Origin of the sequence: Dryocola boscaweniae (assembly GCF_025215095.1) — a bacterium.
Lineage (GTDB): Bacteria > Pseudomonadota > Gammaproteobacteria > Enterobacterales > Enterobacteriaceae > Dryocola > Dryocola boscaweniae.
Genome location: NZ_JALHAP010000071.1, coordinates 100191 through 120130, shown reverse-complemented (window position 1 = coordinate 120130; position 19940 = coordinate 100191). Strand labels below are relative to the sequence as shown.

Sequence of the window (19940 nt, the reverse complement as noted above, 5' to 3'; positions counted from 1 at the left end):
AATGACGGCCAGATGACTCATTGCTTTGAATTATGACGTGCAGAAGTGCCCTTCGCGACGACTGCCCTTATAATCCCAGCACGCTTTTTTTGCCACAGGACGGATTATGCGCATTATCCACACATCGGACTGGCACCTCGGTCAGAACTTTTACACCAAAAGCCGCGGGCCGGAACACCAGGCTTTTCTCGACTGGCTGCTGCAGGCGGCCGTTGAACATAACGTGGATGCGATAATCGTTGCGGGCGATATTTTTGATACCGGCTCGCCGCCAAGCTACGCCCGCGAACTATACAATCGCTTTGTAGTGCAGTTGCAAACTACCGGCTGCCAGCTTGTGGTACTCGCCGGCAACCATGACTCCGTGGCAACGCTCAACGAATCTCGCGAACTGCTGGCCTGCCTGAATACGTCGGTTATCGCCAGCGCCCGCCACGATGTCAGCGAGCAAACGCTTGTGCTCAACAAGAAAGATGGCGCTCCCGGCGCGATCCTGTGCCCGATTCCATTTTTACGCCCGCGTGATATTCAAAGCAGCCGGGCCGGTCTTAGCGGACACGAAAAACAGCGTTCGTTAATGGAAGCCATCACCGAGCATTATCAGCAGTGCCATGCCGCAGCCCTGGCTGCGCGCGGCGAGCAAAAGCTGCCGATCATCGCCACCGGGCATTTAACCACGGTAGGCGTGACCAAAACGGACGCGGTGCGCGATATCTACATCGGCACGCTGGATGCGTTCCCTGCGCAAAATTTCCCGCCGGCCGATTACATTGCCCTTGGGCATATCCACCGTGCGCAGCTAATTGGCGGCACGGAACATATCCGCTACAGCGGCTCGCCCATTTCTCTGAGTTTTGATGAAACCGGTAAGGCAAAAAGCGTGTATCTGGTGGAGTTTGCCGACGGCAAGCTGCATGAAGTTACCGCTCTGCCCGTCCCGGTCAGCCAGCCGCTCGCGGTGATAAAAGGCTCTCTGAGCGAAATCGAACGGCAGCTTGAACGGTGGCGGGACGCGCCCTGCGAACCGAAAGTCTGGCTGGATATCGAAATCGCTACCGACGAGTATCTGCATGATTCGCAACGCCATATTCAGCAGTTAACGGAAACTTTGCCCGTTGAAGTTGTGCTACTGCGCCGCAGCCGGGAGCAGCGCGAACGCGTGCTTGCCCAAAGCCACAAAGAAACCCTGAGCGAACTGACCGTGGAAGAAGTGTTTGAGCGCCGCCTGGCGCAGGAACAAACAACCGAAGAGCGCGGCAAACGCCTGCGCACCCTGTTCGCGCAAACCGTGGCAAGCCTGCATGAAGCCGAGGAACAAGCATGAAAATCCTCAGCCTGCGCCTGAAAAACCTCAACTCATTAAAAGGCGAGTGGAAAATAGACTTCACTCAGGAACCTTTCGCCAGCAATGGTCTGTTCGCTATTACCGGCCCTACCGGCGCCGGGAAAACCACGCTTTTAGACGCTATTTGCCTTGCGCTTTACCATAAGACGCCGCGCCTGAATACGGTTTCTCAGTCGCAAAACGATTTAATGACGCGCGATACCGCCGAATGCCTGGCGGAAGTCGAATTTGAGGTCAAAGGCGTGGCGTATCGCGCATTCTGGAGTCAGAACAGGGCGCGAAATGCTGCAAACGGTAATCTCCAGGCGCCGCGCGTTGAACTGGCGGAGGTTAAAACCGGCAAAATTGTTGCCGATAAAATCAAAGACAAACTTGAGTACACCGCTAAATTAACCGGTCTGGATTACGACCGCTTCACCCGCTCAATGATGCTTTCTCAGGGGCAGTTCGCCGCCTTTTTAAATGCCGATGCTAACGATCGCGCCTCGCTGCTTGAAGAACTCACCGGCACGGAAATTTACGGCACGGTTTCCGCCGCCGTATTTGAGAATCACAAAAACATTCGCGGCCAGCTTGAAAACCTCCAGCTTCAGGCAGCAAGCGTGGCGCTGCTGAGCGAAGAACAGCAGCAGCAACTGAACGCAAGTTTGCAGGCGCTTACTCTTGATGAAAAAACCTTGCTGGCTGAACAGCAGAAACTGCAGTTAAATCAGCAATGGTTAAGCCAGCTCGGGCAGCTTGGCAATGAGCATAGTCAGGCTAAACAGGCGCTTGCCAGTGCAACTCTGGCCCTGCAGGAAGCGGCCCCGCAGCTTGAAAAGCTGACTCGCTCTCAACCGGCCGAGAAACTGCGTCCGCACTGGCAGCGCTTGCAGGAACAGCAAACCGCCCTTCAAAGCACGCAGGTTCAGGCAGATAAAGTAAATGCTCGCTTACAGCAGGCAACGCAGCGCCGCCAGCAAACCAGACTGTTCGCGGCTCATCAGTCAGCAAAAATAGTTGAAGAAACAACGCGGTTGCAGGAATGGCTAAAAACGCACGATCGTTTCCGGCTGTGGGGGGCTGAACTGGCCGGCTGGCGCATGGCCTTTAATCAGCAGCAACGTGATACGGGCCAGCTACAGACTTTGCAGCGCGATATCATCGCCAGCCAGCAAAAACTGCAGGCTTTACCCCCGGCTAATCTGACGCTGAATGCTGATGAAGTAAGCGCTCATTTACAGGCGATAGTCACCGCGCGTCCTCAGCGCCAGCAGCTTGCTACGCTACAGCCGCAGCTCGTTTCTCTTCTCAGGCGTAAAAACCAACAGCAGCAGGAAATCGCGGCGCTCAACCAGCTTCTGGTCAGCGGCGAAGCGGAATTAACGCTAAAACGCCAGCAATATAAGGATAAGCGTAAGCACGCGGACGATCTGGAGAAAATCTGTGAACTGGAAAGGCGCATCGTCAGCCTCGAAGCCGAGCGCGCGCGTTTGCAGCCCGAGCAACCCTGCCCGCTGTGCGGCTCCACGCAGCATCCGGCGGTTGCGGAATATCAGGCTTTACAGGCCGGTGAAAACCAGCAGCGTCTGAGTGTGCTTCAACAAGAGGTTTCCGCCCTGGCGGAACAGGGTTCGGCCGCCCGGGCTTTACTGGAAGCCCAGCGTCAGCAGCACGCGAAGCTCACCACCGAAATTAAAGCGCTTGATGAAGAAGAATCCGCCCTGCGCGCCCGCTGGCAGCAGCTTTGCGCCACGCTGCAACTGGCGCTGATGCCGGAGGACGATCTTAATCAATGGCTTGAAAATGAAGAGCTGCGCGAACAGCAGCTAAATCAGCTCAGCCAGCGAATTATGCTGGAAGAACAGCTAGCTAAGGCTCAGCTTCAGTACGCCAGGCTTGAATCTGAGATTGCCTCAGGACGCAATGACCTGAGCGTGGCCCTGGAAAAAACGGGCTTGCAGCACCCGGCTCACGGCGAAGAAAATAGCTGGCTGGCGCAACGCCTGCAGGAATCGCAGCAGTGGCAGCAGCATCACGAACAGCTTCCACATTTACAGCAGCAGCTCAGCACGCTGGATAGCGTGTTAACGGCTTTTGTTGACGATGGCACCGCGTCGCCGTCGCTGTCTGAGAATGAGCAAAACCTTGCGCTTCAAAACTGGCATAGCCTGCATAGCGACTGCGTTTCCCTCGAAAGCGAATGGAAAACGTTGCAGCAGCAACGCCAGCAGGAAGAGGCCCGTGTTGCTCAGGCAAACGAACAGTTCCTGAGCGCGCTGGCAGCCAGCCCCTTCGCAGACGCCGTCGCTTTCCAGGCGGCCTTACTTGATGAGAGCGAACGCCTGCGGCTTGAAGCGAAAAAACAGCAGCTTGAGCAACAGCATCAGCAGCAGACGATTCTTTGTCAGCAGGCGGAAAAGGCGCTCGCGCAACATCAGTCAGCCCGTCCGCAAACGCTTGCAGAGGATGCAGAACTCTCAGCCCTTCAGGACCGGCTCCAGCAGGTGAATCACCAACTGCGCGACAATGCTACGCAGCAGGGGCAAATCCAGCAGCAGCTACGTCACGACGAGGATAACCGCCAGCGCCAGCAGGGGCTGATGCAGGCAATCGCTGAGTGTCAGCAGCAGGTGGAAGACTGGGGCTATCTCAACGCGCTGATCGGCTCAAGGGAAGGAGATAAGTTCCGTAAGTTCGCCCAGGGACTGACGCTCGACAACCTGGTATGGCTTGCCAATAACCAGCTTAATCGCCTGCATGGCCGCTATTTATTGCAGCGTAAAGACAGCGAAGCGCTGGAGCTGCAGGTGGTCGATACCTGGCAGGCGGATGCGGTTCGCGACACGCGCACGCTTTCGGGCGGAGAGAGTTTCCTGGTGAGCTTAGCGCTGGCGCTGGCCTTGTCCGATCTGGTGAGCCATAAAACCCGCATCGACTCGCTGTTCCTTGATGAAGGATTTGGCACCCTGGATGCCGAAACCCTGGATACGGCGCTGGATGCGCTGGACACGTTGAATGCGAGCGGGAAAACCATTGGCGTGATTAGCCACGTGGAAGCGATGAAAGAGCGCATCCCGGTGCAGATCAAAGTTAAGAAGATCAACGGGCTGGGCGTTAGCCGACTGGCGAAGGAATTTTCTGTAGGGTGATTTGATAGTGTCGGATGGCGCTAACGCTTATCCGACCTACGTTCTCCTTTCGCATGGGAGATAAGCGTACGCGCCTCCGACCTGCCTTTTCCTTTCGTAGGGTGGATAAGCGCACGCGCCATCCACCACCTGTCATTTCTCCAGCGGCCAAAGCCAGGCCGCACCGCGCACGCCGCTGGAATCACCGTGAACCGCCTTGCGAACCGGCGTCTCAAACTCACCGCCAAATACCCACGGTTTTACCAACTGCGGCACCGTTTTATACAGCCGCTCAACATTGCTCATCCCTCCGCCAAGCACGATCACATCCGGGTCAAGAATATTGACGATGTGGGCGAGCGATTTAGCCAGACGCGTTTCGTAGCGGCTGATGGCCAGCTCTGCTACGGGGTCCTGCTGTTCGGCGAGATGCATAATCTCGGTGCCTTTAAGCTTTGTGCCGCTCAGGCGCTGGTAGTCGGTGGCAAAACCGGTGCCGGAAATAAAGGTTTCAATGCAGCCCTGTTTTCCGCAGTAACAAGGCACTTCTTCGCGATGACGCAGTTCGTCTTCGTCCATCCACGGGAGCGGATTATGGCCCCACTCTCCCGCCGTGCCGTTACCGCCGATCAGGCTGCGGCCATTGATGGCGATGCCTGCGCCGCAGCCCGTTCCGATAATCACCGCGAAGACAATGCCCGCGCCCGCCGCCGCGCCATCAATGGCTTCGGAAACGGCGAGGCAGTTCGCGTCATTCGCCAGCCGGACTTCGCGTTGCAGCGCATCCGAAAGGTCCTTATCAAACGGCTGGCCGTTGAGCCAGGTTGAGTTAGCATTTTTCACAACCCGGGTGTAAGGCGAAATAGACCCCGGAATGCCGAGGCCCACGGTGCCGCGTTCGCCCGTAGCCTCTTCGGCCAGGCGCACAAGCTCTTTGATAGTGCCAATGGTTTGCTGATAATCATTTTTAGGAGTGGGCAGGCGGTGGCGAAATAACTGTTTGCCATCGTCCGCAAGCGCAATCACCTCAGTTTTGGTACCGCCTAAATCAATGCCTATACGCACAAAAATTTCCTCATTTGATGAGCATTATCAACAGAGTAGAAGTACAGCACCGTTTAAGCAATGAAACGTAGCGGCTGATTCGCTATCATGCCCGCTGCGTTTCACTGACCTGACCGGGAAAAAATCATGCTGTGGTTCAAAAATTTAATGGTTTACCGTTTAAGCCGCGACATCACGCTTTCAGCGGATGAAATGGAAAAACAGTTAGCCGCCTTCACGTTCAGTCCTTGCGGTAGCCAGGATATGGCAAAAACCGGCTGGGTGCCACCGATGGGCTCGCACAGTGATGCATTAACCCATGCCAATAACGGGCAAATTGTGATTTGCGCCCGCAAAGAAGAAAAAATCCTTCCGTCGCCGGTTATCAAGCAGGCGCTTGAAGCGAAGATCGGCAAGCTGGAAGCCGATCAGGGCCGCAAGCTGAAGAAAACCGAGAAAGATTCTCTGAAGGACGAAGTGCTGCACTCTTTGCTGCCGCGCGCCTTCAGCCGCTTTAGCCAGACCATGATGTGGATCGATACCGTTAACGGTTTAATTATGGTTGATTGCGCAAGCGCTAAAAAAGCCGAAGACACCCTGGCTTTGCTGCGTAAAAGTCTGGGATCGCTGCCTGTTGTGCCGCTGGCGCTGGAGACACCTATTGAACTGACGCTGACCGAGTGGGTGCGTTCTGGTGACGTGCCAGCAGGCTTTGCGTTGATGGATGAAGCCGAGCTGAAAGCCATTCTGGAAGGCGGCGGGGTTATTCGCTGTAAGCAGCAGGATTTAGTGTGCGACGAGATCGCAACCCACATTGAAGCCGGGAAAGTCGTCACCAAACTGGCGCTCGACTGGCAGGAACGCATCCAGTTGCTGGTAGCGGACGACGGCTCAATTAAACGCCTGAAGTTTGCCGATACGCTGCGTGAACAGAATGACGATATCGACCGCGAAGATTTCGGTCAGCGTTTTGACGCAGATTTTATTTTAATGACCGGCGAACTGGCGGCGTTGATTAAGAATCTGGTAGAAGCGCTGGGCGGAGAAGCACAGCGTTAAAACAAAGCGGCGGGTGGCGCCTGCGCTTACCCGCCCTACGAATAGTCGTTACAGGGTGGATAAACCTACACGCCATCCGCCGCTGTCATCTTATTTATCAGCCAGATAACGGCAAAGATAAGAGGTTGGTTCCGCTACCTGCAGATAGAATTCGCTGTGGCCCGGCACGTTAAATACCTGCCCCGCCGTATAGGTTTTCCACTCGGTTTCCCCTGTCAGCAACACATGCAGTGCGCCACTTACCACGGTCATTTCTTCAGGTTGCGCAGTGCCGAAGGTGTATTCCCCTTCCGCCATCACCCCGACGCTTGCCCGGCCCGTGCTGCTGCTGGTAAAACCAATGGATTTCACTTTGCCCGAGAAGTACTCATTACTTTGAAGCATGGACTGGTCCTTTTAAAAAATGTTCAGAAAAACAATATAGAGGGCAACGCTTGAGCCTGTCACGCAAATTGTTGCCCGCCGTCAGGCGAGCAATTCCGAGGCTAAACGCGCAATCAGCACGTTCGATAATAATACCGGCACATCAAGCGCTTTTTGCAGCATATCGCGATGTTTTTGGTGAAAGCCAAGGCAATCCAGAACCAGCACATCCGCGCCCTCCGCCAGCAATTTCTTTCCGGCGTTAAGCAAATCCTCGTCCGTGCCGTGCACGGGATTAGCCAGCTCGTAAAGCGGCGTTTTTTCCAGTTGCTGCCATTTTTTATGCTGTGATTTCAGAAGCTCAGGGACAGGTAAAATAATGCCTACCTGATGACCATCGACGATAGACGCCACCAGCGGGGGGATGATGCGCTCCGGCTCCAGCAGTATGCCGTTATGGGCGACAAGGCCGTTGAACCGCTCCGTACTCATCAGCAGGATCACATCATACTCCTGCCTGTCCAGAAGCTTTATTACGCCCTGCAGCGCCTGTTCCACCTTTCTTTTGCCGACGTGAGCCAGGGTTTTGTCTGCAAGTAAGGTAAGGATTTCTTCTTCGCCCTGCTCCGGGCCAAATTCCGCTATGACTTCTTCCCGGGACATATTGCCCAGCAGCATGACATGTTTGATTCTGTCTTCAGAAATATGCTCGGTTAACAGCGGCAGAATTTCACTGACCGGAACCACACCGATGGTGAGAATGGCTAATGCTGGTTTCATTTTCTTTTCGCCTCTATCCGTATCAGCCCCGTTTGCTGCGCTGACACTATTCTCACTCGTTGATGCTGGCCGCAGGGTCGCTTAATAATTAATCATAAAGCCTGGCAGCTTATCGCAAGAGCAGCGCTGAATCTCTAACAAAACCTCAACGATACTGTCACACAACATTATCGTAATGATTTTTTAACTTAGGAGAGGATAAAAAATGTGATAACACGGTCAGCATGGGATATTTGAGAAAAGTCTTGGCGGGTTTTCGGCATCCTTGCCTGCCTGGATCAAGTTTTATCCGGGTCTTCATAACGCCGTTTTGCATCCAGCGCTTCGGACTCGGACTCATGTTCGCTGATAAGCGTATCCGGGTGGGGATGGTCAGCCCTGAGTTGATACCAGGTAACAGTTTGGGTTTGCGAACCTTTCTGGACTTCGACTATTCGTGCAACTCGCGGGTAAGGAGGTTTGGTCGCCATCACTCTTCCTTCAGTCGTGGATGAGCGTTAAGTATAGACAAAATTCAGCTCGCCCGAGCCATATGCAAAGCGGCAAGCACCGCGTCGACAACCGCATCCGGCGCGTGGGAAGCATCAATAACGTGATGGGCGGCCTGACGATACAAAGCTTCCCGGGCGGCCAGTACTTCAACGATTTCATCGGTGATGGGCTTGCCGGTTAAAGTTGGGCGCTGTCCCTCTTCCGGAAAAGCTTCCAGCCGGTCCGCCAGAATCTGGGCTGGCGCGCGCAGATAGATGACCACGCCCTGCTCACGCATAAACTGACGATTACCTTCTGCCAGCACCATGCCGCCGCCGGTAGCAACGACCACGTCCGGCGCGGTCACGCTTTTCAACGCTTGCGTTTCGCGAGCGCGAAAACCATCCCACCCTTCCTGCGCCACAATATCCGCTACGCTCATGTTGGTGCGGGTCAGCAGATAATTATCGGTATCGACAAAGCCGCGATCCAGAGCCTGCGCTAATGCTACGCCTACAGTGGTTTTACCGCAGCCGCGCGCGCCGACCAGAAATATGGGTTGAGTCATCAGGGGCTAATCCTCAGCAGTAAGCCTGGGTGGTAACAAACAAATACATCAAAAACGCGTCTATCATACCAGCTAGCTAGTACGCAGAACAGGCGTAAAGAAATCGTTACGTTAAAACATTTTCGCTACATGATAGTTACACCAAAGCGTGCAGTTACAGGCCTGCGCGATGTAAAGGAAATCTACCAGCGAATCTGAGCGCCACCTTACTTGAAAGCCTCAGTGAAAAACAACCCCAAAGAACCTGGGATTCAGTAACACAATTGCGCACAGCTTTACCCTCGCGCCATTTTACATGCTGCCATTCTGATCCAGACTGAATAGTGAGAACCCATGATGACAGAGGTATGAACCATGCAATCTGAAGAGCAACGTCTGATTGACGGGCTTTTTGGCCGCCTGAAAAAGGCTGAAGAAAACAGTACTCCACGCGATGCCGCCGCAGAGCAGCTTATTGAGCGACATCTGGCGCAGCTTCCGGGCGCAGCCTACTACATGGCGCAAACGATCCTGATTCAGGAAGCCGCCCTGAAACAGCTCAATAGCCGTATTCAGGGGCTGGAAGGCCAGGTGGCGCAGCTACAGCATGCTTCCCGCCAGCAACAAAGCAGCGGCGGATTTCTTGCTGGCCTGTTCGGTTCCGGTTCTTCACCTGCCGCAGGTACGCAACCTTATCAGAGCGTGGCGCCGGGCGGTTACAACGCGCCGCAAACGGCGCCGGGCTACACTACGCCGCGCGGCGGCAATGGCTTTATGGCCGGCGCGCTACAGACGGCTGCGGGCGTAGCCGGAGGCGTAATTATGGCGGATATGCTGACCAGCATGTTCCATCATACGCAGCCTGAAGAACTGGTGAACATCATCAACGAACCCGCACAGCCGACCGATAACGCCGCAATCAACGCGGTTGACGACTATAACCAGGCGGAAGACAGCCAGTTCCTGAATCAGGATGCGGGCCTGCCGCAGGACGACACAAATGACTATGGCGATATCGGCAATGACGATTTGGGTAACGACGATGACAATCTGATTTAAGCTTTTTTGGCCCGCGCCGCTACCAGCAGCCATTTTTCCAGCTCGTTGGCAAACTGCTGGCGGTCGCGCTGATTCAGGCTGTCCGGCCCGCCCGTCTGTACGCCGCTTGCACGCAGGGTATCCATAAAATCACGCATGGTTAATCGCTCGCGAATCGTTGCCGGCGTATAGCGTTCGCCGCGTGGATTTAACGCCACGGCGCCTTTCTCAATAACATCGGCGGCCAGCGGAATATCAGCGGTAATCACCAGATCGCCGCTTTCGCAACGGCGCACAATTTCGTTATCCGCAACGTCGAACCCTGTCGCAACCTGCAGGCTGCGAATAAAGCGCGAAGGGGGTATTTTCAGGCCCTGATTGGCAACCAATGTCACCATAATCTGCGCGCGCTCCGCGGCGCGAAACAACACTTCCTTGATAACTTTTGGACACGCGTCGGCATCCACCCAGATTTGCATTACGACTCCTGATCTTCTGCGGGAATGATGGCGATCTTGCCGTTCTTTTCCAGAATGGCAAACTTTATCTGATCCATACGTTCCAGCCCCTGGGTTATGCGCGCGGACGAAAGTATATCGTCGGCGCTAATCCCCGCCTTGCTCATCCGCTTTTCCAGAGGACGGCCATACTCCACGAGGATCAGCGGCGATCCGTCGATAAACAGCTCCACTTTTGGAAAGCGGCCTTTAATTTTGCTGAATATAATATCGAGCGCAATCAGCGTAATAATGGTAATCGCCGCGCCGGTAAATGAAAAATCATTGCCCAACAGCGCCTGTTGCGTCGCCTCACTGATGATAAGCAGCAGGATAAAATCGAACGAGGTCATTTCCAGCAGCGTGCGTCGCCCGGCGATTTTCAGCACGATCATCAGCAGAACGTACATCCCGGCCGCGCGCAGTACGTTATCCATAACTTCTCCTTAAGGTAATACCCACTGGCTTAAGGTCACCGGTTCAGCGCCTTTAAGCCTGATGGTAGAGGTAAAATGTCCGGCAGACTGCGGCTGAACCGTCAGCCAAAGCGCCTGTTCTTTTCCCGAATTTGCAGGCCAGGTCAGCACCATTTCATGCAGGCTTGTATGGGTAATGAACGGCTGAGGATGAAGGTTTTGAATCTCAAAGTTGTCCATAAAATCTTGTCCCAGCGTCAGCACGGTAGGCTGGCCCGTGTCGAGTTTAACGCGCAGGGTAAAATTCTCGTCGCTCATAGCGCGCATTATTCGCTGATGCTCCACGCTTAGCGTTCCATCCGGGTTAGCTGTCGTGGTCTGGCTAAGCCAGCCGTCCGAAAACGCCCCCATTAATGCAAGCGCCACCAGCGCCATCAGGCAGCGAGCGCCCCATTTCTCCAGACTCCACTCTTTGAGCTGCCAGCGCATATCCTCTTCCACCGGATAAGTGCGGCCAGCGTATTCGTCGGGTACACGTTTTGCCATCGGCTCCTCCCACTGTTTTGCTTAAGCGTAGCCGATTCGCCTGAAAGCGCGTTAAGCTATAGTCCATCAAACCTCACAGACAGCGGAGTGACACAATGGACAAGAAAATTGGTTTTGTTGGCTGCGGCAATATGGGTAAAGCGATCCTCGGAGGCTTAATCTCCAGCGGGCAGGTGCAGCCCGGCAATATCTGGGTTTACACGCCGTCACCGGACAAAGTGGAAGCGCTGCGTCAGGAATATGGCATCAATCCTGCGCAAAGCGCCCAGGAAGTCGCGCAGATTGCTGATATCGTTTTTGGGGCGGTAAAGCCTAATGTGATGTTAAAAGTACTGGGTGAAATCACTTCCAGCCTCAATAAAGAGACGGTGATTATCTCCATTGCCGCAGGCGTTACCCTCGACTCGCTGGCAACGGCGCTGGGCCACGACCGTAAAATCATCCGCGCCATGCCCAATACGCCAGCGCTGGTGAATGCCGGTATGACCTCCATCACGCCAAACGCGCTGGTCAGTCCGGAAGATATCGCCGACGCGGTAAATATTTTCCGCAGCTTTGGCCGGGCCGAAGTCGTCAGCGAAGCGATGATCCACCCCGTGGTGGGCGTCAGCGGTTCTTCCCCGGCCTATGTATTTATGTTTATCGAAGCGATGGCGGACGCCGCGGTGCTGGGCGGAATGCCGCGTAAACAGGCCTATCAGTTTGCAGCGCAGGCCGTGATGGGCTCCGCGAAGATGGTGCTGGAAACCGGTATGCACCCGGGCGAGCTGAAAGACATGGTTTGTTCGCCAGGCGGCACCACCATTGAAGCGGTAAAAGTGCTGGAAGAGAAAGGCTTCCGCGCAGCGGTGATGGAAGCGATGGTGAAGTGTATGGCTAAGTCTGAACAATTGGGTAAGTCATAATCTTTTCGAGGGCGGGTAAGCGCACTCGCCGTCAACGGTGGATAACGCTTGCGCTTATCCGCCCCACGTTGTTTCAGCGTCCTCCTTTACAAAGCAAACTCCGTCAGGCTGCGGCTTCGATGCGTCCGCGCCCGGCGTTTTTTGCTTTATAAAGCGCGACGTCTGCGGCTTTTAGCCATTCTCGATAGCTGGTCATCTGATGATCAAACTCAGCCACGCCTACGCTGACCTGCAGATTGACCTGCGGCGCGCACGGCAGCCGAAAAGTATCAAGGTGTTCGCAAACACGTATCATCGCCTGGATCGCGCTTTCCTGCGGCGTGCCGGACATGATCACGCCGAACTCATCTCCGCCGAACCGCCCCACCACGTCCGTAACACGCAAAGTAAGCTGTAAATGCTCGGTGATCGCAAGGATCGCTTCGTCGCCCACGTCGTGCCCAAAAGTATCGTTGATGGATTTAAAGTGATCGATATCGATAAGTAATAAAGTGGCATTGCGCTGATAACGCTGGCAGTTTTCATACTCCCCGTGCAGCAAATGCTCCCAGTGGCGACGGTTGTATACGCCCGTCATGCCATCCCGCGTGCTTAGCTGCATCAAACGCCGCTTGTGCTCGGCGAGTTTTATTGCCGTCCGGTAGCTGACCAGGCCGTAATAAATGGGATAGATAATCAGCAGCGGCATGCAAATCCAGACCTGCGAAGGCATGGTTTCCAGATTTAGCGGGATATGCATCAGGCCAAGCGTTACCACGCATGCGCCGCTCAGCACCGCCAGGCCGCATACAAACAGCTTTACGCCGCCGCAGCCGATATTATTCATGCCCATCATGGCCACAATCAGCGCTGAAGGCAGCGCATTGATGCCCATCGCCGCGATCCACACGCCGCCCATAAAAGAGTCCACCATCAGGTTGCGAATTTCAGCACGGACGGGATCGGATGACCGGTCAGCCACCTGCCAGGCAAAGTGGGGCCAGATAAAACCATTCGCCACCAGCAGTAGCCACCACCAGCCGGACAGAGGCTGCATGACAAGCACGGAGGCGACGCAGAAGAAACCTGTCGCAAGGCCGATAACTCTGGGTAAATAGACTCGTCGGGCAAATCGCCGCGCTGAGCGATGCCTGTCTTCATTGAGGTGTGTCGGGCAATCCTTAGACCTGCCGTAAAACCATCTGCTGAAACCGTGATCATCACTCATAATTATTAGGAACATTCTGAAACATTTGCGCTAATTATAGAGAGGGGTGAACGGAGGGAAGTATGATTTTTCGGGTGAGCCAACGGGCTGGCTCACCCATTGGAACTAACGCACCTGTCTTTTCAGGCAGTTACTCATGAATGTTTTTCTCGCCTCGCCGGTCAGCGTTTGCTTGCCCGCCTCAGCGTTACAGGCTTTCATTTTTTGCTGTTGCGGCGTGAGACTTTTTTCGCCAGGAGCGGACTGGCTGTTCTTCAGGCAGTTGCTCATATAGGCCTTACGCTCGTCCCCTTTCAGGGTCTGCGATGTGGCCTGTTGATTACACGAAGTCATGCGCTGTTGCTGGGGAGTCATGGCTCTGTCTGCCGCAGCAGCATGGCCCACAACGCCTGCCAGTAACACCATTATTAAGGCAATTTTCATAGCACCATCCTTCTTATTATGTGGCGCTTTAAGCCTGGCTCGCGCAGAGAAAAAAGGCTACAAATCGCGCTTAGAATTCACGATTTGTAGCCCTGAGCGCATTATTGCAGTTCCATCGCCGCTTTCATGGTGTAGAACAGATCGGTTTGATCCGTCAGCCCGACGACGTTCGCCGCATACGGCCCGTAAGCCGCGACACGCAGTTGCGTACCGGTATGCTCCTGCGACTCCCCTTCCGAGTTACCGTAGCTCATTACCATTACCGAACCGTCTTTGGTGTTCAGCGCCTGCGTCAGCCCTGGCGCTTTGGTGTCCGGAGCAACTATTTGGCTTGAGTGTGCGTGGTCAGCCGTCACAATCACCAGCGTATTACCGTCCTGACGGGCAAACTCCAGCGCTTTTTGTACCGCTTCGTCCAGATCGACCGTTTCGCCAATCTGCCCGCAGGGGTTGGCGGCGTGATCCTGTTTATCAATCGATGCGCCTTCTACCTGCAGGAAGAAACCTTTTTCGTTGCCTTTAAGCAGCTCGATGGCTTTATCCGTCATCTGGGCAAGGGAAGGCACGCTGGCGTCACGTTGCGGGTTTGGCGTACAGGTGACGGCCGGTTTGTCGATATTGCCATGATAGCTGGCCTTCGGCCCTTCCCAACGCACGGGCATGTTGCCCGGTGCGAACATGCCAATCAGGGGTTTTTGCTGATTGGCTTCGGTGATGGCCGCAAGGCTGCTGGCATCATCTGCCCATTGATAACCGCGAATGTCAGCCTGTTCGCGCAGCGTTTTACCGTTCCATTCACCCGCTTTTGCGGTTTCAGAGAAGGTTTTCGCCCCGCCGCCTAAAGTGACGTCGGCCCGCGCATTCAGAAGCTGCTCGGTAATAGAGCCTTTACCGCCGTTTTCCAGCGCGTTTGCAGCGCACTGTTCGCTGGTCGCCGTCGGACCATAGCATTTACGGGAAGTGACGTGCGAAATTAACGCAGCCGGCGTCGCATCCTGAATTTCTGCCGTGGAGACGTTGCCGGTGGCTTTACCTGCGGCTTTAGCCAGCTCCAGAATGGTGGTGTGAGCTTTCCCGTTTACATCCACGCCCAGCGCGCCATTGTAGGTTTTTACCCCCGTGCTCCAGGCCGTTGCCGAGGCGGCGGAATCCGTGACGTAATCGGGTTTATGAGATTTTTTATCAAGCGAATAATGCGTGTACTGGCCGGTAAGCGGCAGCGCATCAATCCCTTTAAAGTAGCCGCCCGCGCCTTCAGCATAGTTACGCGCGGCGGTGATTTCAGAATCGCCCATTCCGTCGCCAATCAACAAAATGACGTTTTTGGCAGGCTTATTGATTAACGAAGCGCGTAGCGCTTCCGTCCGGTCGTTATTAATACGACGAGCGCCGCCAGGCTGGGTGATATCTCCCTGTGCTGCGCGAGAATCTAAAGACGAAGGTATATTTTCCGCATAGACTGCCGGTCCGCTTAGTAACAAAGGGAATAAGGTTATAATAATTGTGCTCTGTTTCACTTTATTTTCTCCGTGTAAAAACTACAGGCTTAAATAAAAACAGAGCAACCATATAAATATTCCATGACAGTAAAATGACAGTTTAAAGGATTCAGCTACGCGGATGAGTTAGCAGTTTCTCTAAATATTGCTGTAACAATTGTGTGTCATGAGTAGACACTTCCCCCTTTGGGCGGGCGTCATGCAAAGCCGCCTCAATACTGGTATACAGCGCCTGTTGTTCGCTTTGTTCCATGCGGCGAAGCAAAGCGGTAACGACTATTTCCAGTGCTTCGATCTGTGCAACGAACTCTTTTGACTCTTCTTCCTTTTCGGCGAGTTTAAGCAGTAACTCAGCAATAAGATTTTTCATAACACATGTCCCTGAGGGTTTGAAACATGACGGTAGCATTACGTTTCATGCTTTCCTAGAGGGCAAAGGTACTATTTTTATATGACAACTTAATATTGTGTCTGAACGCAAAAAATACAGTCCTGATAGCCTTCCATAAACACCAAACCTGCTCGTGTTATTCCATTTTTCCTTTGACAGGAATAATAAAAGCGCCCTTTTTTTATTCCCTACAAAACAGCAGCATTAAAAACCGTATGAAATTAAATGCGCCACGGGGTTATTTAACTACGCAGGTTTCGTTGCTCATCTTTTTGGCGCTTGCGGCGCAGAGCAAGCCCCAGTTGCCAGACGTTAATCAGCACTACCAGCGCGGTGGCGATAAACACCCAGCGGAAACCCGCCATGGCTGACACGCCAGCGCCCATCAGGGGACCCACGACATTGCCCAGGTACATAAACGACTGGTTGTAACCAAATATCCGCCCGGTGACCTGATCGCTTGAATATTTCACCAGCAGCGTTTGCACAGCGGGCAGCATGGCGCCATCGGCAAAGCCCAGCAGGAAGCGCAGCACCGCAAGCTGCATTGGCGATGTGACCCAGGACATGGCAAAAAACAGCACCACGGAAAAGATAAGCGTCGCCATTAGCACCCGCGCGGTGCCGATTCTGTCGCCAAGCTTGCCCAGTTTAGGCGCTGAAAATAGCGCTGAAATGCCCGGCACGGCGGCGATAAAGCCGCTCATAAACGCGATATTTGAGCTGTCCGGAGAAAGATGTTTGATAAACAGCGCAAGAATAGGGCCAATCGAACCATTGCAAAGCTGGATAACAAGCGTTGTGACAAACAGGCTAAGCATCAGCCAGGGATAAGGCAACGTGGCGAAAACGGCTTTGCCAGACAGCCGCTCGGCCTTGCTGACACGAGGACGCCCGCCTTCTTTTATCAACAGCAAAGTCACCGTAAAGCTCACCATCAACAGGGCCGCGGTAACAAAAAATACCACCCGCAATCCGAGATGGTCAGCCATGTAGCCGCCCAGCAACGGACCGACGATAACCCCGCTGATTTGCGCGGTAGACAATGTGCTGAGCGCCCAGCCGCTGCGCTCTCGCGGCACCTGCGAGGCGACCAGAGCCATAGCGTTAGGAATATAACCGGAGGTCAGCCCCATAACGGCGCGCAGAATAAAGAGCTGCCAAATGTTGGTGGCGAAAGCCTGCAAAAGAATCGCCACCGCCATGCCCAGCGAGGCACGCAGCAGCATCAGTTTGCGCCCTTTGCGATCGGCAAGGCTGCCCCACATCGGTGAAACAATGGCTGAAACGAGGAAAGTCACGCTGAACGTCAGCCCGGACCACATCGACAGCGCCTCGTGCGAGGTCACGCCTAACTGCTCCACATAAAGCGGCAGGAAAGGAAGAATTTGGCTGATGGCAAGGCCGGTAAAGAAGCAACCGAACCAGACCGAGATAATATTGACCTTCCAGGATTCCATACGGTGCGCGCTTATTCTAAAGAGGTGAAAACAAAAAGAAGCGGAATGGCGCCGAGTTTATCATACAAATTTAGCTCATCGACACAGCCCGTAGCCGCGCATGCCCAGATGAAAATGGTTGGCGTGCGCGGCGTTGTAGTCAGGTCCCAGAGCGTTGCCAAAAAATGGACAGCCATTTTCAAAGACGGATCGCAGGTATTCCCCGCTCTGCCCGTCTGAATCCCAGCCTTTCAATACGGTGATTTGCTGCTTATTGGCAAAGCCAAAACCGCTGATATCCAACGCGTCGGCCGTTGCATGTTCGCTGAGGCGGGCATCCTGGCGATTATAAATATTGCGGCAGGCGTAGCTGCCCAGGTGATTAACACGGGTTAATTTGCTGCCAAAAGTGGCTAACGCCTGCGGCACCGCGCGTTGGTGAATAAACATCGTGCTGCTCAGCGCCAACGGACAACTGGCAAGAAAGCTGCTGCTGAGTTTTACATCACCAAAACTCTGCACTCTGACCACATCGTTCAAAGGACATTTCCCCCCGACATCCGCAACGCTTCGGAAGCTCAATTGCTCGCGCTTTTGCGCCTGGTTTAACAACGCCAGGCAAGCCTCAGGATGGTTTGCCATCTGGCGGAGTTTGTAACGCGTAACAAGCGTCGGCGGATCGTCAATGGACAAAGGCGCAAAGGGGTTGTACTGCGGGGGAAGGCGCTCATAAATCCAGAACGCCGCCACCGCCGTTACGGTTAAGACAATCACGGTCTTTACTCCTTTCGCCATTCCGCGGCCCTTATTTGTTTACGGAATAATCAGTATAGAAGTTGAGACGTTTTAAGGGCCACGAAGCACATGAATCCGCATTATGAGCGTGGTATGTTGTCCGCCTTCGTAATGATTAAGGATGGGTTCGGGCATGGCAAAACTGCGGGTTGGTATCGTGTTTGGTGGAAAATCGGCAGAACACGAAGTGTCGCTGCAGTCGGCAAAGAATATCGTCGACGCCATTGATAAGTCGAAGTTCGATGTAGTGCTGCTGGGCATTGATAAGCAGGGCCAGTGGCATATTAACGACGCCTCCAGCTATCTGCTGCACGCAGAAAACCCGGCGCTTATCGCCCTGAACCGTTCCGAGAAAAATGTCGCCCTGGTGCCGGGCCAGAATCAGCATCAGTTAATCGACTCAAACTCTGCACAACAGCTTTCCCAGGTAGACGTTATTTTCCCTATCGTTCACGGCACGCTTGGGGAAGACGGCTCGCTTCAGGGCATGCTGCGCGTGGCGAACCTGCCGTTTGTTGGCTCCGGCGTGCTTGGCTCAGCGGTAAGCATGGACAAAGACGTGGCCAAACGCCTGCTGCGCGATGCCGGGCTGAACGTCGCGCCGTTTATTACCCTCACCCGCGCCAGCCGCGACAAAATCAATTTTGCCGAAGTGGAAAAACAACTCGGCCTGCCGCTGTTTATCAAACCGGCAAATCAGGGCTCGTCCGTGGGCGTAAGCAAGGTGAATAACGATCGGCAGTACGAAACCGCCGTCGCGCTCGCCTTCGAGTTCGATAACAAAGTTGTGGTGGAAACGGGCATTAAAGGCCGCGAAATTGAATGCGCCGTGCTGGGCAATGACGACCCGCAGGCCAGCACCTGCGGTGAAGTGGTGGTGAACAGCGACTTCTACTCTTACGACACTAAATACATTGATGATAAAGGCGCGCAGATTGTCGTTCCGGCCAATATTTCCGCCGGGATCAACGATAAGATCCGCGAGATCGCCGTGCGCGCATACCAGGCGCTTGAGTGCAGCGGCATGGCGCGCGTAGATGTGTTCCTGACGGAAGATGACGAAGTGATTATCAATGAAATCAATACGCTGCCTGGATTTACCAATATCAGCATGTATCCAAAACTCTGGCAGGCGAGCGGCCTGGATTACCAGACGCTTATCACCCGCCTGATTGAACTGGCGCTGGAGCGCCATCAGCAAGACTGCGCCCTTAAGAGCTCAATTACCGCCTAAGCTATTCTTTTGCCGAGCCCGGTTCAACAGGTTCCGGGCGACGGCGAATCACAAGCCCCGCAAGCCAGAAACAGATAACCCAGGTCACCAGCCCTACCGCATAGCTTTGCCAGCCTTCCGTTTTAAAGCCCAGCAGGCCGATTACACCGTTGAGGATGAAAATCAGGCCAATCGCCACGGCATAGTAGTGCCAGTCGCGACGCATTTTTAAGCTCAGGGTTTTCGCAGTCATGATGCCGTCCGTCAGGAAAAAAAGTTGCCGCATTGTCGCACAGCCCGCGGCGAGAAACTGCACGTTAATAGACGTCAATCGGGATAATGTTACAAAAATTTCATTTAAGTTACAGAATTGTGATTTAACGCAAAAAATGCAAATCCAGGAGGATTCCTGCGCTGAAATTACCAACAATCTGATATTGACAAACCTTATGACCTGCCAAACTTGCTGCAATTATCGGGCGGAAACCTGATTGGCGTTTCGGTTTTATGGGAGGTCATAATGACTGATATCACTTTGTCGAAACATGTTGTCCCCGCAACGATTACCGTTTCCACCACCAAAACAGGTGGCGCGACGCTGAGCAATATCGCTTACGCGGTCTTTATTCTGTTTTGTTTTTGGGTCGGCAGCCAGATACTGAATTTACTGGTTCATGCCCCCGGCGTGCTGGAACATCTGGCGCAGGGCAACGACGCAACCCGCCCACGCATCGAAATGGGGCTTGCGGTCAGCACCGTATTCGGCCTGGTGCCGTTCCTGCTGGGCTGCATGTTCCTTGGCGTGATTGGCCTCGCGGTTAAATATCGTCACCGCCACTATTATTAAGCCCT

22 protein-coding genes are annotated in these 19940 nt (G+C 54.1%); 7 read left to right on the top strand and 15 right to left on the bottom strand.

What is annotated here, in order from left to right; translation table 11 throughout:
* Positions 1 to 106: 106 nt before the first annotated feature.
* Positions 107 to 1324, top strand: coding sequence for an exonuclease subunit SbcD (gene sbcD / locus MUA00_RS04655; RefSeq protein ID WP_271121826.1), 1218 nt, complete (start codon positions 107 to 109; stop codon positions 1322 to 1324).
* Positions 1321 to 4476, top strand: coding sequence for an exonuclease subunit SbcC (gene sbcC, locus MUA00_RS04650; RefSeq protein WP_271121825.1), 3156 nt, complete (start codon positions 1321 to 1323; stop codon positions 4474 to 4476). Before sbcD ends, sbcC begins: the two co-directional genes overlap by 4 nt.
* Before the next feature lie 132 nt (positions 4477 to 4608).
* Here the strand turns inward: sbcC and mak are convergent, their stop codons facing one another.
* Positions 4609 to 5520, bottom strand: coding sequence for a fructokinase (mak, locus tag MUA00_RS04645; RefSeq protein ID WP_271121824.1), 912 nt, complete (start codon positions 5518 to 5520; stop codon positions 4609 to 4611).
* Between the two features lie 126 nt (positions 5521 to 5646).
* Between mak and rdgC the strand changes: the two genes are divergently transcribed.
* A complete protein-coding gene (gene rdgC, locus MUA00_RS04640) occupies positions 5647 to 6558 on the top strand; it encodes a recombination-associated protein RdgC (RefSeq protein ID WP_271121823.1) in 912 nt (303 codons plus the stop codon).
* Positions 6559 to 6648: 90 nt separating this feature from the next.
* Here rdgC and ppnP read toward each other — a convergent pair whose 3' ends face one another.
* The 4 genes from ppnP to aroL all read right to left on the bottom strand — a co-directional run bounded on the left by ppnP (position 6649) and on the right by aroL (position 8740).
* Positions 6649 to 6942 carry a pyrimidine/purine nucleoside phosphorylase gene (gene ppnP / locus MUA00_RS04635; protein ID WP_271121822.1) on the bottom strand — a complete coding sequence of 98 codons (294 nt, stop codon included), beginning with the start codon at positions 6940 to 6942 and terminating at the stop codon, positions 6649 to 6651.
* An 81-nt stretch (positions 6943 to 7023) separates the two neighbouring features.
* A complete protein-coding gene (locus MUA00_RS04630) occupies positions 7024 to 7701 on the bottom strand; it encodes an AroM family protein (protein WP_271121821.1) in 678 nt (225 codons plus the stop codon).
* A gap of 278 nt (positions 7702 to 7979) precedes the next feature.
* Positions 7980 to 8171, bottom strand: coding sequence for a YaiA family protein (locus tag MUA00_RS04625; RefSeq protein WP_271121820.1), 192 nt, complete (start codon positions 8169 to 8171; stop codon positions 7980 to 7982).
* Between the two features lie 44 nt (positions 8172 to 8215).
* A complete protein-coding gene (aroL, locus tag MUA00_RS04620; RefSeq protein ID WP_271121819.1) occupies positions 8216 to 8740 on the bottom strand; it encodes a shikimate kinase AroL in 525 nt (174 codons plus the stop codon).
* Between the two features lie 354 nt (positions 8741 to 9094).
* Between aroL and MUA00_RS04615 the strand changes: the two genes are divergently transcribed.
* Positions 9095 to 9778: a DUF2076 domain-containing protein gene (locus MUA00_RS04615; RefSeq protein WP_271121818.1), complete on the top strand. Its 684-nt coding sequence runs from the start codon at positions 9095 to 9097 to the stop codon at positions 9776 to 9778.
* Here MUA00_RS04615 and MUA00_RS04610 read toward each other — a convergent pair.
* The 3 genes from MUA00_RS04610 to MUA00_RS04600 are packed head-to-tail and all read right to left on the bottom strand — an operon-like array spanning position 9775 to position 11216.
* Complete coding sequence (locus MUA00_RS04610; RefSeq protein ID WP_271121817.1) at positions 9775 to 10236, bottom strand: YaiI/YqxD family protein; 462 nt, start codon at positions 10234 to 10236, stop codon at positions 9775 to 9777. The two genes, MUA00_RS04615 and MUA00_RS04610, sit on opposite strands and share 4 nt — an antisense overlap.
* On the bottom strand, positions 10236 to 10691 hold the full coding sequence (locus MUA00_RS04605; protein WP_271121816.1) for a DUF421 domain-containing protein: 456 nt from the start codon (positions 10689 to 10691) through the stop codon (positions 10236 to 10238). The genes MUA00_RS04610 and MUA00_RS04605 overlap by 1 nt, the downstream gene beginning before the upstream one ends.
* A gap of 9 nt (positions 10692 to 10700) precedes the next feature.
* Complete coding sequence (locus MUA00_RS04600) at positions 10701 to 11216, bottom strand: hypothetical protein (protein WP_271121815.1); 516 nt, start codon at positions 11214 to 11216, stop codon at positions 10701 to 10703.
* A gap of 95 nt (positions 11217 to 11311) precedes the next feature.
* Between MUA00_RS04600 and proC the strand changes: the two genes are divergently transcribed.
* Complete coding sequence (gene proC / locus MUA00_RS04595) at positions 11312 to 12121, top strand: pyrroline-5-carboxylate reductase (protein ID WP_271121814.1); 810 nt, start codon at positions 11312 to 11314, stop codon at positions 12119 to 12121.
* A 103-nt stretch (positions 12122 to 12224) separates the two neighbouring features.
* On the opposite strand, the gene adrA is transcribed toward proC, so the two are convergent.
* The 6 genes from adrA to MUA00_RS04565 form a co-directional block, all read right to left on the bottom strand.
* The gene (gene adrA, locus MUA00_RS04590) at positions 12225 to 13343 is read right to left on the bottom strand and encodes a diguanylate cyclase AdrA (RefSeq protein WP_271121813.1); all 1119 of its coding nucleotides are present in this window, start codon (positions 13341 to 13343) and stop codon (positions 12225 to 12227) included.
* Between the two features lie 90 nt (positions 13344 to 13433).
* Positions 13434 to 13751: a PsiF family protein gene (locus MUA00_RS04585; protein ID WP_271121812.1), complete on the bottom strand. Its 318-nt coding sequence runs from the start codon at positions 13749 to 13751 to the stop codon at positions 13434 to 13436.
* 101 nt (positions 13752 to 13852) lie between these two features.
* On the bottom strand, positions 13853 to 15268 hold the full coding sequence (phoA, locus tag MUA00_RS04580; RefSeq protein WP_271121811.1) for an alkaline phosphatase: 1416 nt from the start codon (positions 15266 to 15268) through the stop codon (positions 13853 to 13855).
* Positions 15269 to 15359: 91 nt separating this feature from the next.
* The gene (gene iraP, locus MUA00_RS04575) at positions 15360 to 15620 is read right to left on the bottom strand and encodes an anti-adapter protein IraP (RefSeq protein ID WP_271121810.1); all 261 of its coding nucleotides are present in this window, start codon (positions 15618 to 15620) and stop codon (positions 15360 to 15362) included.
* Positions 15621 to 15883: 263 nt separating this feature from the next.
* On the bottom strand, positions 15884 to 17101 hold the full coding sequence (locus MUA00_RS04570) for a multidrug efflux MFS transporter (protein ID WP_271121809.1): 1218 nt from the start codon (positions 17099 to 17101) through the stop codon (positions 15884 to 15886).
* Between the two features lie 75 nt (positions 17102 to 17176).
* Positions 17177 to 17875: an extensin-like domain-containing protein gene (locus tag MUA00_RS04565; RefSeq protein ID WP_271121808.1), complete on the bottom strand. Its 699-nt coding sequence runs from the start codon at positions 17873 to 17875 to the stop codon at positions 17177 to 17179.
* 133 nt (positions 17876 to 18008) lie between these two features.
* Here MUA00_RS04565 and ddlA point away from each other — a divergent pair, with 133 nt between their 5' ends.
* Complete coding sequence (ddlA, locus tag MUA00_RS04560) at positions 18009 to 19109, top strand: D-alanine--D-alanine ligase (protein ID WP_271121807.1); 1101 nt, start codon at positions 18009 to 18011, stop codon at positions 19107 to 19109.
* A 1-nt stretch (position 19110) separates the two neighbouring features.
* On the opposite strand, the gene MUA00_RS04555 is transcribed toward ddlA, so the two are convergent.
* Positions 19111 to 19341, bottom strand: coding sequence for a DUF2754 family protein (locus MUA00_RS04555; RefSeq protein WP_271121806.1), 231 nt, complete (start codon positions 19339 to 19341; stop codon positions 19111 to 19113).
* 267 nt (positions 19342 to 19608) lie between these two features.
* Between MUA00_RS04555 and MUA00_RS04550 the strand changes: the two genes are divergently transcribed.
* On the top strand, positions 19609 to 19935 hold the full coding sequence (locus tag MUA00_RS04550; protein ID WP_271121805.1) for a DUF2755 family protein: 327 nt from the start codon (positions 19609 to 19611) through the stop codon (positions 19933 to 19935).
* Positions 19936 to 19940: the final 5 nt, after the last annotated feature.

What these genes read in the sequence shown, in the direction of transcription:
- MUA00_RS04570 (WP_271121809.1), bottom strand. Translation starts at nt 17,101, where the DNA reads ATGGAATCCTGGAAGGTCAATATTATCTCGGTCTGGTTCGGTTGCTTC.
- rdgC (WP_271121823.1), top strand. Translation starts at nt 5,647, where the DNA reads ATGCTGTGGTTCAAAAATTTAATGGTTTACCGTTTAAGCCGCGACATC.
- sbcC (WP_271121825.1), top strand. Translation starts at nt 1,321, where the DNA reads ATGAAAATCCTCAGCCTGCGCCTGAAAAACCTCAACTCATTAAAAGGC.
- sbcD (WP_271121826.1), top strand. Translation starts at nt 107, where the DNA reads ATGCGCATTATCCACACATCGGACTGGCACCTCGGTCAGAACTTTTAC.
- MUA00_RS04600 (WP_271121815.1), bottom strand. Translation starts at nt 11,216, where the DNA reads ATGGCAAAACGTGTACCCGACGAATACGCTGGCCGCACTTATCCGGTG.
- MUA00_RS04585 (WP_271121812.1), bottom strand. Translation starts at nt 13,751, where the DNA reads ATGAAAATTGCCTTAATAATGGTGTTACTGGCAGGCGTTGTGGGCCAT.
- MUA00_RS04565 (WP_271121808.1), bottom strand. Translation starts at nt 17,875, where the DNA reads ATGGCGAAAGGAGTAAAGACCGTGATTGTCTTAACCGTAACGGCGGTG.
- adrA (WP_271121813.1), bottom strand. Translation starts at nt 13,343, where the DNA reads ATGTTCCTAATAATTATGAGTGATGATCACGGTTTCAGCAGATGGTTT.
- iraP (WP_271121810.1), bottom strand. Translation starts at nt 15,620, where the DNA reads ATGAAAAATCTTATTGCTGAGTTACTGCTTAAACTCGCCGAAAAGGAA.
- MUA00_RS04615 (WP_271121818.1), top strand. Translation starts at nt 9,095, where the DNA reads ATGCAATCTGAAGAGCAACGTCTGATTGACGGGCTTTTTGGCCGCCTG.
- MUA00_RS04630 (WP_271121821.1), bottom strand. Translation starts at nt 7,701, where the DNA reads ATGAAACCAGCATTAGCCATTCTCACCATCGGTGTGGTTCCGGTCAGT.
- proC (WP_271121814.1), top strand. Translation starts at nt 11,312, where the DNA reads ATGGACAAGAAAATTGGTTTTGTTGGCTGCGGCAATATGGGTAAAGCG.
- MUA00_RS04555 (WP_271121806.1), bottom strand. Translation starts at nt 19,341, where the DNA reads ATGACTGCGAAAACCCTGAGCTTAAAAATGCGTCGCGACTGGCACTAC.
- aroL (WP_271121819.1), bottom strand. Translation starts at nt 8,740, where the DNA reads ATGACTCAACCCATATTTCTGGTCGGCGCGCGCGGCTGCGGTAAAACC.
- MUA00_RS04550 (WP_271121805.1), top strand. Translation starts at nt 19,609, where the DNA reads ATGACTGATATCACTTTGTCGAAACATGTTGTCCCCGCAACGATTACC.
- MUA00_RS04625 (WP_271121820.1), bottom strand. Translation starts at nt 8,171, where the DNA reads ATGGCGACCAAACCTCCTTACCCGCGAGTTGCACGAATAGTCGAAGTC.
- ppnP (WP_271121822.1), bottom strand. Translation starts at nt 6,942, where the DNA reads ATGCTTCAAAGTAATGAGTACTTCTCGGGCAAAGTGAAATCCATTGGT.
- ddlA (WP_271121807.1), top strand. Translation starts at nt 18,009, where the DNA reads ATGGCAAAACTGCGGGTTGGTATCGTGTTTGGTGGAAAATCGGCAGAA.
- MUA00_RS04610 (WP_271121817.1), bottom strand. Translation starts at nt 10,236, where the DNA reads ATGCAAATCTGGGTGGATGCCGACGCGTGTCCAAAAGTTATCAAGGAA.
- MUA00_RS04605 (WP_271121816.1), bottom strand. Translation starts at nt 10,691, where the DNA reads ATGGATAACGTACTGCGCGCGGCCGGGATGTACGTTCTGCTGATGATC.